The sequence below is a fragment of the Nguyenibacter vanlangensis genome (assembly GCF_013376155.1).
GTDB lineage: Bacteria > Pseudomonadota > Alphaproteobacteria > Acetobacterales > Acetobacteraceae > Gluconacetobacter > Gluconacetobacter vanlangensis.
Map to the genome: position 1 here is coordinate 1 of NZ_JABXXP010000031.1, position 14,964 is coordinate 14,964.

13 protein-coding genes are annotated in these 14,964 nt (G+C 63.5%); 9 read left to right on the forward strand and 4 right to left on the reverse strand.

The features are described from left to right. Window positions 1–1,758: transglutaminase family protein (locus HUK84_RS03995; protein ID WP_176639097.1), on the forward strand; the 1,758-nt coding region annotated here is incomplete at its 5' end. A 332-nt stretch (window positions 1,759–2,090) separates the two neighbouring features. Here the strand turns inward: HUK84_RS03995 and HUK84_RS04000 are convergent. Next, window positions 2,091–2,966 carry an SDR family NAD(P)-dependent oxidoreductase gene (locus HUK84_RS04000; RefSeq protein WP_218064199.1) on the reverse strand — a complete coding sequence of 292 codons (876 nt, stop codon included), beginning with the start codon at window positions 2,964–2,966 and terminating at the stop codon, window positions 2,091–2,093. Between the two features lie 92 nt (window positions 2,967–3,058). Between HUK84_RS04000 and HUK84_RS04005 the strand changes: the two genes are divergently transcribed. The 7 genes from HUK84_RS04005 to HUK84_RS04035 all read left to right on the forward strand — a co-directional run bounded on the left by HUK84_RS04005 (window position 3,059) and on the right by HUK84_RS04035 (window position 11,323). Continuing rightward, entirely contained in the window at window positions 3,059–3,937 is an 879-nt protein-coding gene (locus HUK84_RS04005; protein WP_176639098.1) for a LysR family transcriptional regulator, read from the forward strand. A 458-nt stretch (window positions 3,938–4,395) separates the two neighbouring features. Beyond that, a complete protein-coding gene (locus tag HUK84_RS04010; protein WP_218064200.1) occupies window positions 4,396–4,842 on the forward strand; it encodes a GNAT family N-acetyltransferase in 447 nt (148 codons plus the stop codon). 260 nt (window positions 4,843–5,102) lie between these two features. Further along, a complete protein-coding gene (locus tag HUK84_RS04015) occupies window positions 5,103–7,463 on the forward strand; it encodes a TonB-dependent receptor (protein WP_176639099.1) in 2,361 nt (786 codons plus the stop codon). After that, window positions 7,463–7,954, forward strand: coding sequence for a GAF domain-containing protein (locus tag HUK84_RS04020; protein WP_176639100.1), 492 nt, complete (start codon window positions 7,463–7,465; stop codon window positions 7,952–7,954). Before HUK84_RS04015 ends, HUK84_RS04020 begins: the two co-directional genes overlap by 1 nt. A 95-nt stretch (window positions 7,955–8,049) precedes the next feature. Then, on the forward strand, window positions 8,050–8,697 hold the full coding sequence (locus tag HUK84_RS04025) for a TetR/AcrR family transcriptional regulator (protein WP_176639101.1): 648 nt from the start codon (window positions 8,050–8,052) through the stop codon (window positions 8,695–8,697). Beyond that, window positions 8,694–10,031, forward strand: a complete 1,338-nt coding sequence (locus HUK84_RS04030; protein ID WP_176639102.1) for an MFS transporter — start codon at window positions 8,694–8,696, stop codon at window positions 10,029–10,031. Before HUK84_RS04025 ends, HUK84_RS04030 begins: the two co-directional genes overlap by 4 nt. 59 nt (window positions 10,032–10,090) lie before the next feature. Next, complete coding sequence (locus HUK84_RS04035; protein ID WP_176639103.1) at window positions 10,091–11,323, forward strand: metal-dependent hydrolase family protein; 1,233 nt, start codon at window positions 10,091–10,093, stop codon at window positions 11,321–11,323. Between the two features lie 147 nt (window positions 11,324–11,470). On the opposite strand, the gene HUK84_RS04040 is transcribed toward HUK84_RS04035, so the two are convergent. The 3 genes from HUK84_RS04040 to HUK84_RS04050 all read right to left on the reverse strand — a co-directional run bounded on the left by HUK84_RS04040 (window position 11,471) and on the right by HUK84_RS04050 (window position 13,396). Beyond that, entirely contained in the window at window positions 11,471–11,893 is a 423-nt protein-coding gene (locus HUK84_RS04040) for a putative toxin-antitoxin system toxin component, PIN family (RefSeq protein WP_176639104.1), read from the reverse strand. Next, window positions 11,894–12,133 carry a ribbon-helix-helix domain-containing protein gene (locus HUK84_RS04045; RefSeq protein ID WP_176639105.1) on the reverse strand — a complete coding sequence of 80 codons (240 nt, stop codon included), beginning with the start codon at window positions 12,131–12,133 and terminating at the stop codon, window positions 11,894–11,896. Window positions 12,134–12,376: 243 nt separating this feature from the next. Further along, a complete protein-coding gene (locus tag HUK84_RS04050; RefSeq protein WP_176639106.1) occupies window positions 12,377–13,396 on the reverse strand; it encodes a fatty acid desaturase family protein in 1,020 nt (339 codons plus the stop codon). A 237-nt stretch (window positions 13,397–13,633) separates the two neighbouring features. Between HUK84_RS04050 and HUK84_RS04055 the strand changes: the two genes are divergently transcribed. Further along, the gene (locus tag HUK84_RS04055; protein WP_176639110.1) at window positions 13,634–14,776 is read left to right on the forward strand and encodes a zinc-binding metallopeptidase family protein; all 1,143 of its coding nucleotides are present in this window, start codon (window positions 13,634–13,636) and stop codon (window positions 14,774–14,776) included. The last annotated feature ends 188 nt before the right edge of the window (window positions 14,777–14,964 follow it).

Here is a 14,964-nt window from a genome sequence, read left to right on the forward strand (position 1 = left end):
CCGCTGCCGCCCCATCCGGGCCTGGCCCGCCGGGCCGGACCGGCCGGCAACGGCCCGCCGGAATGGATGCGCCAGGGCGTTCCCAGCAATGTTCCGGGCAATATTCCGGGCATTCCGGGCAGCATTCCGGACGGGGCTGAACCCGAACTGTCCGACCTACCCGCCCTGCCCCCTCATCCCGGTGGCGGCCGGATCGGCCTGGACCGCGCGATCGCCGAGCATCTGGTCGCGGTCGGCCGCGAAGAGCCCGAACTGGTGCGGACCGCCCTCGCGGTCGAGGCCCGGGGCGGCATCCTGCACGTCTTCTTCCCGCCCCTCTACGCGGCCGAGGACTGGCTGGATCTCTGCGCGGCGATCGAGGACACGGCCCGCGCCTTCGGCCGCAAGGTGATGCTGGAAGGCTACCAGCCGCCGCGCGACCCGCGCCTGCTGAATTTCTCGATCACGCCGGATCCCGGGGTGATCGAGGTGAATGTCCACCCCGCCGCCAGTTGGGACGAGCACGTCACCCGCAGCCAGGAGCTGTACGAACAGGCGCGGCAGGTCGGGCTGGTGGCCGAGAAATTCATGGTCGACGGGCGGCATGTCGGCACCGGCGGCGGCAATCACGTGGTCATGGGCGCCACCCGCGCCGCCGACAGCCCGTTCCTGCGCCGGCCCGACCTGCTGAAATCGCTGCTGGGCTTCTGGCACAACCATCCCGCGCTGTCCTATTTGTTCAGCGGGCTATTCATCGGCCCGTCCTCGCAGCACCCCCGGGTGGACGAGGCCCGCGGCGACAGCGTCGCGGAACTGGAAATCGCCTTCGCGCAGGTGCGGCCCGACCAGCCGACGCCGCCCTGGCTGACCGACCGGCTGTTCCGCAACCTGCTGGCGGACATGACGGGCAACACCCACCGCACCGAATTCTGCATCGACAAGCTCTATGCCCCCGAAAGCAGCTCCGGCCGGCTGGGGCTGGTGGAATATCGCGCCTTCGAAATGCCGCCCCATCACCAGATGGCGGCGGCACAGATGCTGCTGATGCGCGCGGCGGTGGCGGCCTTCTGGAACCAGCCCTATGACCGGCGCCTGGTCCGCTGGGGCACCCGCCTGCATGACGATTTCATGCTGCCGCATTTCGTCCGCCAGGATTTCGAGGACGCGATCGCCGAACTGCGCGCGCTGGGCGCGCCGCTGGACGCGGCTTGGTTCGCGCCGCATTTCGAATTCCGCTTCCCCGAAATCGGCACGATCCCGCTGCTGGGCATGACGCTGGAACTGCGCCACGCGCTGGAACCATGGCACACCCTGGCCGAGGAACCCGGCTCGGGCGGCACCGTCCGCTATGTCGACAGTTCCGCCGAGCGGGTGCAGGTCCGCGTCTCGGGCTGGGTGGACGAACGCTACGTGCTGGCCTGCAACGGCGTGGGCATACCGCTGACCCGCACCGACCGGCAGGGCGAATATGTCGGCGGGGTACGCTTCAAGGCCTGGAACCCGCCCAGCGCCCTGCACCCGACCGTGGGCGCGCAGTCACCGCTTGTCTTCGACGTGTATGACGGCTGGACCGGCCGCAGCATCGGCGGCCTGACCTACCATGTCGCACACCCGGGCGGCCGCAATTACGAAACCCGGCCGGTGAACGCGAACGAGGCCGAGGCCCGGCGCCGCACGCGCTTCTTCCCGTTCGGCCACACGGTGGGCCCCATGGCGGCCCCCGTACCCGCCCGCTCGCTGGAGCAGCCGCGCACGCTGGACCTGCGACGGTTCGCCTAGTGTCCTGCCCGAGAAATTCTTATGAGAATTTTTCGGACCAGCAGGCCACTAAAATATTGATTCTATTGTCCTTTCGATTCCAAAATTCGCTTGCGAATTTCGGAATCAGGACACTAGAACAGATCCCGTTCAAACGGACTCGTTTGAACGGGTGAAGATGCACTCTAACGGGGGTGGAGACGCAGGGCGCTGCTGCCCGACCGCGGCGGGCGCACCGCTGTCACAGATGCCGGTCAGCAGTCGGCCAGTCCCGGCCCCTCAGCCGAACAACCTGTCGTCCTAAAACCTGTCATTTGATTTGAGCGGAAGAGAGGCACGGTCTGCGCGGAAGCTTATCGGTTCCAGGTATCGAAGCCGGTTGTCTCACTCAGCGACCGCCAGCGTTGAAGCTCAGCAAGCCGATCGTAGTCGAACGCTTCAATCGCCGCGACAGCATCGGAACCAAGCGGCAGGCGCAGCGGCGGGTTCTCCATGCGGGCAAGCTCCAGGATCGCCGCAGCGCCCTTATGCGGATCATTGGGCTGATTGCCATTATAGGCGCGCTGCATCCGCGCGGCTTTGCCGACCACCGCGTCATAGTCCGGCCGTCCTTCCTCGATCGTGGTGGAGGCGCCGGCAAAGTCCGTGCGAAAGCCGCCCGGCTCGACCATGGTGACTCGCACGCCGACCAGGGCCATTTCCTTGGCGAGCACTTCGGAAAAGCCCTCCACTCCCCATTTAGCGGCTGAATAAGCGGCCCGGCCCGGTGCCCCCAGGCGGCCGCCCACGGACGAGAACTGGATAATGTGCCCGGAGCGACGTTCGCGCATCGAAGGAACCACGGCCTTGGTCATGATGATCGTGCCGAACAGGTTGGTTTCGATCTGCTGCCGGAAGGAGGCGAGCGAGGTATCCTCGACCGAGCCAATATCGCCATAGCCCGCATTGTTGACGAGAACGTCCACACCTCCGAACCGGTCGATCGCGGTGGCGACGGCAGCTTCAGCCTGCGCCGGATCGGCAACGTCGAGTGGCGCGAGCGCGAGGCGACCCGCCCGGCCTTCCCCAAGCCCCGCCAACACCGAGGGATCCCGCGCGGTGGCGACCAGATCGCAGCCAGCATCCAGCACCGCTTCGCAGATAGCACGGCCGAACCCGCGCGAACTGCCGGTGACAAGCCAACGTCTAGGCATGGTTTCTCCCTTCAACACAAGCAGCACGAGCATCATGCTGCGCCATCGACATAGGCCGGTGCAACTGGTCGAATAAGACGTATAATCTGAGACGAGAAGGTGAAGGAGTCGGTACAATCGTCAATTTGATGCAACTCCGCGCGATCCAGTCTGTCGCGCATCATCGCGGATTTCGCGCCGCCGCGATCGAGCTTGGCATGTCGCGATCCTCACTCAGCCATCTGGTCGCCGCGGTCGAACGCGAACTCGGCGTACGCCTGTTTCACCGGACGACCCGAAGCGTCGCCCCGACGGACATCGGCCACCACCTGCTCGCCGACGTGAGAGGCCCGCTGGCCGAGCTTCTGCGAGCCATGGAGCGGGCCACCAGCCAGTCGGTCGCGCCCGGCGGCGTGCTCCGTATCAACATGTCCAGCGGCGCAGCGCGGCAGATCATGCAGTCGGTCATGATCGACTATGCCCGCCTTCATCCTGAGGTCACGGTTGACTTGGTTACGGAGAACAAGCTGGTCGATATCGTGGCCGCCGGCTTCGACGCCGCGGTGCGGCTCGCCGAATTCGTACCGGCGGACATGATCGCCATACCGTTTGGGCCGCATCAGCGCTTCGCAGTCGTCGGCGCCCCCGCCTATTTCGCGGATCACCCGGCACCGTGCACGCCGGCCGATCTCGCCCACCATCGATGCATCCGTATCCGCACGCCGGGCGGCATCCTCTACGACTGGGAATTCGAACGCCGGGGCGAGCGCGTCGCGATCGACTGCGCCGGTCCCCTCATATTGGACGAGCCGCTGCTCATGCTGCAAGCCGCCCGTGCCGGACTGGGGCTCGCTTATCTCAGCGAGTGGAACGTGGCTGACGACCTATCGGACGGGCGGCTGATGCGGGTGCTTGACGATTGGACGCCGTCATTCCCCGGATTGTGTCTCTATTATTCCGGACGACGTTATGTTCCACCGCCTCTCCGCGCGCTCATCGATCTGATCAAGAGCCCGAGGGCAGATTGACTCGGACGTTTTCTGGATGGGCTGCAGCGCTGTTTTTGGCGTATCTTTTGGACCGCAAACATTGTCGCGCAACCCGCCACTTTTCGCAACGGCAGCTATCGCCGATGCGCCTCTCGAAACCTGCCCATCTCTAATCCACCAATGCCAGCTATAGCGAGGCCGTGATCCACGGGCTGCTTAAAACTGGGAAAGCGCGAAGCTGACCGAATTGCGACATCCTCCGTCGGGGTGGCTCGAACAGGGTTCTTGCAGCGCCTGCGAGGCGTTGACTGATCCGGGCGAGGCGGGGCGATCCAAGGATCGCGACCAAGAGCACGTTCCTCAGGAATTTTTGCATTCGCCATAGCGACAGGTGTGCGCCCGGCGGTGCCGGCGACGCAGGGGGAAAAGCGAGGCCGTCGGAGACAGTCTCGTCAATGGACGCTTGCATTCCCGGATTCTCCCAGCCAGACAAGAGAATGATGACGATTTTCATACGTGATGGAGTCGCCGAAGACAGGCCGGCCCTGCGCGAACTGTTTCTACGTTCGCGGCGTGAAACCTTTGCATGGCAACCGGAAAGCGCATTCGCCCTGGCCGACTTCGACGCGCAGACCGACGGGGAAAGGCTGCTTGTCGCTTATGGACAAGGGGGACGGCTTGCTGGTTTCATGTCGCTCTGGGAGCCGGATGATTTCATCCACCACCTGCACGTGGAACGGTCATATTTTCGGCGCGGCGTCGGCCGGGCGTTGTTACGCGCGCTGCCGGGCTGGCCGGCGAAACGCTACCGGCTCAAGTGCCTGCTCGCCAACCAGCCGGCGATGGCGTTCTATCGTGCTTGCAACTTCGTCGAGATAGGCACCGGCTCGGCGCCCGAAGGCGATTACCTGCTGCTCGAATCGAGCGGCAATCATGACCAGTAACCGGCCGTCCGCCTACTGTAGATGGGGGGGGAAAGGCATGGGACCGCATTGCGTGCATTGGACATCTGAATCGCGATCGGTCAGGACGTTTCCTTCGCACTGAAGCCATTCGGGCGCGGCTGCAAAATTACGCCCCGATCGTGGCGGCGCACTGAACAGTGCCCACGCAAAAACGAACCGACTCGTATGTTTTTAGTTGCGATATCGATTCGTAGGGCGATAATGAAGCGAACCACCCCCTCGCCAAGGCAATCAGCACAATGCGCAAGATCGTCTCCAGCCCCGGTATCCTGCTCTGCGCCACGGTGCTGACGCAGGTCGCTCCCCCTGTTTCCGGGGCACTGGGGGCGCCCTCCAAGGCCGCGCACGGCGTGGCCAGGAAGCCGGCATCCGCCTCCCTGCAGCAAGACCCGGAAGAAATACAGGTCAGTGCGGCGCGAACCCTCGCCGGTGGGCTCATGAAGCGTCAGCATGCACCCGAGGCGACAAACTCGATCAGCGCAACGGCCATTCAGCAGCGCGGTGCCGCTTCGTCGCCATTGCAGATCGCGGCGTCCCTGCCGGGCGTGAATTTCGGCTCCTCGGACGCTTATGGTCTGTCGGTCCGAAACAATATTTCGGTGCGCGGACTCGATTCGACGGAAATGGGCTGGACCATCGAGGGGGCGCCCGGGGTCGATCAGGCCTATTACTGGCCATACACCGAGACCTGGGCCGACAACGAGAACATTTCCGACATCACCCTGATCGCCGGCACATCGCGCATCAATGATCCCGTTCAAACCGCATCCGGCGGCGAACTGATCGAATCCGTCCGCGACCCGTCGCGCCGCCGCGGGGCCATGGTGGATTACAGCTACGGCTCATTTCGCGGACAGCGTGTCTTCGCCCGTGCCGATAGCGGCGAGATCGGTCATTCCGGCATCAGGCTGTTCGCGTCCTACGCGCGGGCGGCTGCGGACAACTACACGGGCCCCGGACGCAACACGCGCGATCATGTGGATTTCAAGGCGGTCAGGGAATGGGGTGACAGCGCGAAATCGTCGCTCTTCATCTCATATTCGGATTGGGACAATGCCCGCCTCGCGCCCTTCACCCTCGCCGGTTGGGAGGCATCGAACACGGCCGGAGACAATTTCTCCCAAAATACCTATGCATCGAATTACCTCCCCGGAAAGACCACGAATTACTGGAAATCTTACGTATACAACCGGCAGAACGTTCTCCTGTCATGGCAGAACGAAGTCGCACTTGCCGAAAATCTGAAACTGCACATCACGCCGTATTTTCACTGGACGCAGGTGGACAGCCCCGGCCAGACGACCATCAACAGGAATGCTTTCTACTTCGGCGATCAGAAGGTCGATCCGGGGCTTCCGAACGCCGTTACGCCGGCAATGGTCCATTCCAACCAGACGCAGTTCGCAACCGGCGTCAACGCATACGCGCAATACGACCCGACCACCACGAACCACCTGATCGCCGGATATTGGTACGACCATTGGAACATGGAGCAGGTCGGCGGCTACACGCCGCTCGACTCGGACGGCAATTCTCCCAACGCTTTCGGCAAATACGTCCTCCGCGCGCCGAACGGGGCGATCTATACCGGCAACCATTTCCAGGAAAGCGCGCAGATCAACGAGTTCTACGTCTCCGACACGCAAAGCCTGTTCCATGATCGGGTCAAGCTCACGGCCGGGCTGAAGGCGATGATGTATTATCTCTCCGGCACCAACGAGCTGCCGGGCGCGCCCTATCATTACGCGTCGGCGATCACGCAGCCGATGCCGCGCGTCGCAATGTCCTGGCAGGTGAACCGGCAGGTCCAGCTCTACGTCAACGGCACGACGAACACGCGGCCGCCGGTGACGTTGAGCACCTATCCGACCTCCTTCAACGTCACGACGGGCAAGGTGACGTCGGCGGGGAATCCCTCCGCGCGCGCCGAATACAGCATCGGCGAGGAAATCGGCATGCGTTATCATGGCATGTTCGATTTCGACATGGCGCTGTTCAACATGAACTTGACGAACCGACAGCTCGTGGCGCTGACCTATCTGAACGGCGCACCCGTCCAGCAGGCCATCTCCGCCGGCGGCGAGACGATCCGCGGCGTGACGGCCGAAGTGGCGCTCAAGCCGTTCCTGGGATTCTCGCCCTATGTGAACGGCCAGTACCTCGATGCCCGCCTCGACAACAACCTCGCCGTAGGACGCGATCTCCTGCCGACGAAGGGGCGGACCATGGTCGCCAGCCCGAAATTCATCACCACGCTCGGCGTCAATTACACGCGCGGCCCGTTCTTCGCCAACCTGACGTTCAAATGGGTCGACAGCCAGTATGCGACTTTCATGAACGACCAGTCGATGCCCGCCTACAAGACGGTCGATTTCGGACTGGGCTACCGTCTGCCGAACATGGGCATGCTGCACAAGCCGAGCATCCGGCTCAATCTGGCCAATCTCTCCGATGTCCCGTATCTGAGCCAGGTCGCCGTTATCCAGCCGAACGCACGGATGACGAAGGGGATCTACGGCACCACGATCGCCGGCAACACCCCCTCCTATTATGTCGCCGCGCCGTTCTCGGCGATGGTGACGGTGGGGGCGGAATTCTGATGCGATCCGTCGCCGGCGTCCTGCGCGCCTTCGCGGACACGCCACAACCCGATGCGGGCTTCTCGGCTCTGATGGCGGCCTTTTTCGACGATCCGGGATATCGGCTTGCGACGATCCTGCAGCACGATCCGGAAGCGGCCCTTTGCCGGCGCGTCTGGACGAACGACCCGGCCCGCTATCCGATCGGCGGGGCGAAGCCGGTGGCAGACGCGCCCTGGGCCCAAGCCGCGCTGTTCGAGGCGCGCATCTTTCATGCTCCGGACGAGGATGCGGTGCGGGCGGCCTATGCGGACCACGCGATCATCGCATCCCTCGGTTGCGCGAGCGCCGTCAATTTCCCGGTGCGCTGGAACGGTACGGTGATCGGCACGATCAATCTGCTGCACGACGCCCGCCATTTCGTTTCCGTCGATCTCAGAAGTTTCGAAACGCTCGTTCAGCTCGCAACGGCGCCGCTGATCGCCCACGGCCCATTGGCGACGTACGGATGACCTGGCGTACGGATGAGCTGGCGCCCGGCGGCTTGGCGGGATGGCCACCCCGCCGCTACACTCCCGCGTGCTTGATCTGCGACCGGAGATTCATCATGGAGGTGCAATTGCGGCGGGAGACGAGATCCGGCGGCCGGCGCTCGCAAGCCGAGCGCAGCGAGACCACGCGCATGGCGCTGCTCGAGACGACGATCGATCTTCTCCATGAGAACGGCTACACCCGCCTGACCACGCAGGACGTGGCCGAACGGGCGCAGGTATCGCGCGGGGCGCTGACCCATCATTTCGCGCACAAGGAAGACCTCGTGGTCGCCGCGATCTCGTGGCAGTTGAGCGAGGCGACCTCGGCGCTGGAAGATTTCGCCTCGAGGATCGAGCTTCTTCCCATCGATACCGACCGTATCGTCGATTATCTGTGGCAGATGATGGCGAAACGGCTGTTCCACGTCACGCTGGAGTATCTGCCGGAGGCCCGCAACAACCAGGCCTTCCGGCTGCGCCTGATACCGGTCGTGGCGACGTTTCATGCGGCGCTCGATCGCATCTGGGAGCATCTCGCCCGAAGCACCTCGCTCACGCCGCAACAGGCACGGACGATCCTGAACGCGACGATGTGCCTGATGCGCGGCATGGTCGCGCAGCAGGTGCTGCGGCAGGACGAGGATTATTTCGACGACCTGCTGCATTATTGGCGTGCCCTGTTCCGCCGCGAGATCGCGGCCGCCCGCGGCGCACCGCCATGAGCACCATCGGCCGGCGGATCGAACGTCTGCCGTTCTCGCGCTTCCATCTCGTGCTGCTTCTGATCGGGGGCGCCGGCTATACGTTCGACGGCCTCGATTCCGCGATCATCGCCTTCGTGCTTCCGGTGCTTAAGACGCAATGGGCCCTGAGCGGGGCCAGGCTCGGCCTGGTCGGCAGCGCGACCTATATCGGTTTCTTCTTCGGCGCCCTGGGTGCCGGTGCGGTGGGGGACCGGTTCGGCCGCCGTGGGGTCATGATGGGGGCCCTGGCAGTGTTCTGCGTGGCCTCGGGCATTTCCGCGCTCGTATCGTCCTATCCCGCGTTCCTCGCCAGCCGGATCCTGGCCGGCCTCGGGACCGGGGCGGAATCCGCCATCGTGGCGCCTTATCTCAGCGAATTCGTGGCCGCGCGATATCGCGGCGCCTTCGTCAGCGCGCTGGCGGCATTTTTCTCCTGCGGCTTCGTCGCGGCGGCCGTAATCGGCTGGATCGTGGTGCCGAGCGGCCCCGCAGGCTGGCGCGAGGCGATCGGCCTGACGGCACTCCCCGTGCTGGCGCTGCTCTGGTGGCGCAGGCGGCTGCCGGAGTCGCCGCGCTGGTTGGAGAGTATCGGGCGCCCCGACGAGGCCGCGCGCGTCATGAGCGGGATCGAGGCGCAGATCGCCGCACGCGGCACGGTACTGGGTCCCGTATCCGGCTTACCCGAGCCCGCGATACTGCCTGTCCCCGTGCTGCCTTACGGCGGTGGCCTGCTTTCGGCGCGGCATCGTCGCGGGCTTTTCGTCGCATGGACGGTCTGGCTCTGCCTGACGGCGAGCTACTACGCGGTATTCACATGGATGCCGAGCCTGCTGATCGCACGCGGGATGACGATGGTGCATAGTTTCGGCTTCTCGATACTGATCTATGCGGCGCAGCTACCCGGCTATCTTCTGGCCAGTGCCCTGATCGAAGTGATCGGCCGTCGCCAGACGATCACGTCGTTTCTGCTCGGTTGCGTCGCCTCGGGCGGCGCGATCAGCATCGCGGGCAGCGATGCGGGCGTAATCGCGGCCGCCTCCGCCCTCTCGGCCTGCCTGAGCGGGGCCTACGGCAGTCTCTACGCCTACACGCCCGAGCTTTTCCCCACGCATCTCCGCGCGATCGGCTGCGGAAGCGCGTCCGCGATCGGACGCCTGGGGGCCATTGTCTCGCCCGTCCTGGTGGCCGAAGCGATGCCGCATATCGGCGTCCCCGGCGTCTTCGCGGCGATCGCCGCGACTTTGCTGCTCGGCGGCGTCGTCGTCCTGATCTTCGGGCCGCGAACCGAGCGCCTAGTGCTCGAAGCGCTTTAGGGGCCGCAAACCTTTTTCCCAGACGTCTTTATCGTCAGATCCATCGTACCCGAGGTGTTATGAGCCAGATCCTGTTTCGCAATGCGTCGATCGTCGACTGCACTGCGCGCGAGCCCCGCGAAGGCCATGTCCTGGTCGAGAATGGCACGATCGTCGCGACCGATGCCGCCTTCGACCAAAAGGCCGGACAGGTGATCGACCTCCGCGGGGCGACCCTGATGCCGGGTCTGATCGACTGCCATGTTCACGTCGTCGCCAGCACGATGGATCTTACCGCCAACGCGCAGCTTCCGGATGCGCTCGCCATGGCCCGCTCGCTTCCGATCATGAAGGGCATGTTGGCGCGCGGCTTCACCACAGTACGTGATGTCGGCGGCGCGACGCATGGTCTGGCGGAGGGGATCGAGGAAGGGCATATCGTCGGCCCCCGCCTCATCGTCTGCGGCAAGGCCCTCTCGCGCACGGGCGGGCATGCGGATAACCGGCTTCGTCACGACACGTATGATGCCAAGCGCTGGGCGCGCAATTTTGGCGCTCTGGGCCGCGTGGCGGATGGCGTGGACGAGGTGCGTGTCGCGGTGCGCGAGACGATGCGCGAGGGCGCCCAGTTCATCAAGATCATGGCCAATGGCGGCGTATCGTCACCGACCGATCCGATCGCCGCGCAGGGATATTCCGTGGCGGAGATCGAGACGGCGGTGCAGGAGGCGCGCGACAACGGCACGTACGTGGCTGCGCATCTCTACATGCCCGACGCCATCGAACGTGCTGTGCGCGCAGGCGTGTACTCGCTGGAACACTGCAATAACATCGATGCACCCACCGCGGCGCTGGCGGCAAGCCGCGGTGCGATCGCCGTCCCCACGCTCGTGACATACGAGGCATTGGCAAGCGACGGACACAGATACGGACTGCCCCCGGTGTCGATCGCCAAGGTCGCCGATGTCCGGACCCGCGGCATGGAGAGCCTTGCGATCATGCAGGAGGCCGGACTGACGATGGCGTTCGGAACGGACCTCCTGGGTGCGGCCCATCCCCGGCAGAACGAGGAATTCGCCATCCGCGCCCGCGTGCTGCCCGCATTCGACATTGTTGCAAGTGCGACGACAATCGCTGCCAAACTGATTGGTATGGAAGGAAAACTCGGTATCGTACAACCCGGCGCAGCAGCCGATCTCATCGTGGTGGACGGCAACCCCCTGGCGCGCGCAGACATCCTCGGCAATGCTCGGAACATCAAAATCGTCATGAAGGGCGGCACACTCTATCGGAATGACCTCCTTCTTCATTGAAAATGGAAACGCCACATCGGGCATGTCCTTCACAAAATAACCGCAGCGCCTCCAGCGTCAGAGCCAGAACATCCTCGACCGAGGCCGCCCGTCATCCGCCTGCCGGAACGCCGGCGCGGCCGGCGGCCAAAACCGGCCTGAAACCACTCAACCAAGGACGATGGAACAGAACTCTGAGGGGGTAACGATGCGTGCCCTCTGAAAACGACCCTTCTCCAGCAGACCGGCACGATGATCGCCGGTTACGAGGTAATCGGCATCGAACGCCAGCACCATTGTCAGGAGAAAGGTATCGTCGGGATCGTTGATCGTCACGTCAGCCGGTAAGGCAGGGAGCCGCTCGGCCACAGATATTTTGCGCATATTGTTGATCATCGCCCCGACCCGGTGAGGCGGCAGAATCGGTCGGAGTTTGGGATAGCGACTGACGCGCCTGAGTTCTTCAAGCTGGGTCGTGGACGTGACCAGATCGAAGCGGTGCGCCCGCCAGGCGCGATAGATCGCGTCAGGGGCACCACGAGGGTAAATCAGAGCGGAAACAAGGATATTGGTATCCAGAACAACCCGCATTCAGTGCCCGCGTGCCCACTGCACGGCTTCATTCACCAAATCGGCCAGTTCAGCTTCGCTCATATCCTGGGTCGCTCTCTTGGCTTGGTCTACAGCCTGTTCCAGCAGGTAGGACCGCACGGCATCTTCGATGAAACGGGACAGGTCGCCTTTGCGCCCCCCCCCATTGGCGGCGAGAAACATGCGAACGGACTGATCCACTTCAGATGAAACCGCGACATTCCAGCGGATGGTGGACATGGCTTACCCCCAGATCAGCAGATAAACACCTATACACCGATTTTGCCAATTTGTGAAATTTTTCATGTCGCTTTTTCGGTGAAATGCGATCGACCATCCGAACGCCGCAATGTGCGGACATCGCTGGCATGCCGGGATCGAGGCCACCACGTCACGGCTCAAGCACCATTTCGCAGCCGCACCCGAATGGCCGCGGAGCAAAGACGCTTCCTGACCAATCTCGACTCAAATATACCGCCCGATCTACTGCAAAAGATGGCGCACAGAGCGCAGATCCACCATGGCCTGGGCGCTCTCGTCCCACAGCTTATTGGTCCAGGCCTCCCGGATTCCATCCTGCCAGGTGAGTATCTTTACGTTTTGAAAAACCGGATGCGCTTCGTGGCAGGCGACCAGGCGGTAGTTGGGAATCCCGGGGGCCAGATGATGTATGTGGTGAGTCCCGATATCCCCCGTGAACCAACGAAGGATTCCTGAAAGCCGCAGGAAGGAGCATCCGGTCACCGCGGCATCGAAAATATTCCATTGTGGATTTCCAGACCACTGAACTCCTTCGAATTTATGCTGCACGAGGAACAGCCAGACACCGATCACGGCGGCGGGATAGATCACCATGAAACTGACAAGTGCGACGGATTTCGGCCCGACCAGCCAGGCAAGCGTTCCGTACCCGATAAGCAGGCAAAGATTGGTGAGATAGACGCCGACACGTTCCTTCACCCAGTGGCGCGGCGTATCGAACGCAATTCGGTAAATAACAAAGAAGATCAGCGGTGGCATCAGGAAGATGGTAAGGACAGGATTCTTGCTGGTCCGGTATATATACCTCCGCAAGCGTGTCATCTTCCCATATTCCGCCACCGTCATGCAGTCCGAATACAGGTCCGACAAACGTCCGCGCGTGTCCATGTTGTTCCATGAACCATGATGCAGGCCGTGATGCTTTTTCCAGTGGTCATAAGGGGTCAATGTCAGCAGCGAACAGAGGCGGCCAGCCGCATCGTTGCCCCACCGGCTTCTGAACATTGATCCATGCCCGCAATCATGCTGCAGCACGAAGACACGGATGGACAGCCCCGAGGCAAGAGGGGTCAGCAGCAGGACTCCCCACCATCCATGGGCCAGACCCGCATAAAGCAGGACATAACAGGCCAGAAGCAGGCCGATGGTCGAGACAAGCTGAAAGAGACTGGTGATGAAGTGCGAGCCCTGGAACCGCCGGATCGACCTGACCGTTTCGACGTCGTAACTTGACGATACCATATTGTCTTCTCGAACACTCGCAGGTTGCCTCGCAACATGTATTGTAAAATTTTTATTTCATTCATTAAAAAATTTACAATAAATTAAGAAGAAATAATAATATCGAAACACTTCACAAGGCCGAAGCGGCCGACTTCAACCCATTCGGGTCCCGGACGCCCCGTGCCCCGCCGCAGCGGAACACCATGCCGATCAAGACGTTGTGCAAGCGCGTGAAACGGCATGGAGACCCTCGTCATGAAGCTGTTCGTCTGCCAGGCCTGCGATCAGGTCCTGTTCTTCGAAAACACGGTCTGTGAACGGTGCGGTCATACGCTGGGGTACCTGCCCGAGGAAAATGACCTCAGCGCGCTGGAACCCGTGGCGACGGGCGAGGACGATAAGGGCGGAGCCTGGCGCCCCTTGTCGGCGCGGGCGGCCGAGGGGGCGACGTACCGATTCTGCGCCAATGCCGCGCATGGCGTCTGCAACTGGCTGGTGCCCGAGGGCGGCGAGGCCTTCTGCCTGGCCTGCCGCCACAACCGGGTGATCCCCGACCTCGCCATCCCGGGCAATGCCGAACGCTGGCAGCGGCTGGAGACGGCCAAGCACCGGCTGATCTATACGCTGCTCCGCCTCGGCCTGCCGATCCGCACGCGGCAGGACGACCCGCGGGACGGCCTGGCATTCGATTTCCTCGAGGACGCCGCGGACGGCACGCGGGCGATGACCGGCCACCAGGACGGCGTGGTCACGATCGCGGTGCGCGAGGCCGACGATGCGGCGCGCGAGACGATGCGCGTCGCGATGGGCGAGCCCTACCGCACCCTGCTGGGCCATTTCCGCCACGAAGTCGGCCATTACTACTGGAACCTGCTGGTCCGCGACGGGGGCGGAGACGAGAGCGGGGATAGCGACGAAGGGGCCCTGGCGGCCTGCCGCGCCATATTCGGCGACGACCGCGCCGATTACCGGGCGGCCCTGCAGCACCATTACCAGTCGGGCCCGCCCCCCGGCTGGCAGGACCATTATGTCAGCGACTACGCCACCACCCATGCATGGGAGGATTTCGCCGAGACCTGGGCGCATTACCTGCACATCGTCGCGACACTCGAAACCGCCCGGGCCTATGGCCTGTCGGTCGGGGCGCAGGCTCCCGGCAATCCGGCGCCGCAGGCCGGCCCAGCGCCGCAGGCTGACATCGATTTCGACCCCTATGACGTCGAATCGTTCGAACCGGTGGCGCGGGCCTGGATGCCCCTGACCTACGCGATCAACAGCCTGAACCGCTCGATGGGCCAGGCCGATTTCTACCCGTTCGTCCTGGCGCCGCCGGTTCTGGAAAAACTGGCCTTCATCCACGATCTGGTCCGCCGGGCCCGCAATTCCGTTTACTGTTGACCGGCATTCGCCCATACATCCAGCATCATGGATCTCGCGCGCATCCCCCTGGATGAAATGGTGGACGGCCGTGGCGGCGTCCGGCCGCACTGGCGCCGGCTGCTGGGCACCATCAGCGATCTCGGCCATCGCGAACTGCTCGAACGCGGCAGGCAGATCGCGCGCGCGCTGCACGACCAGACCGGCCC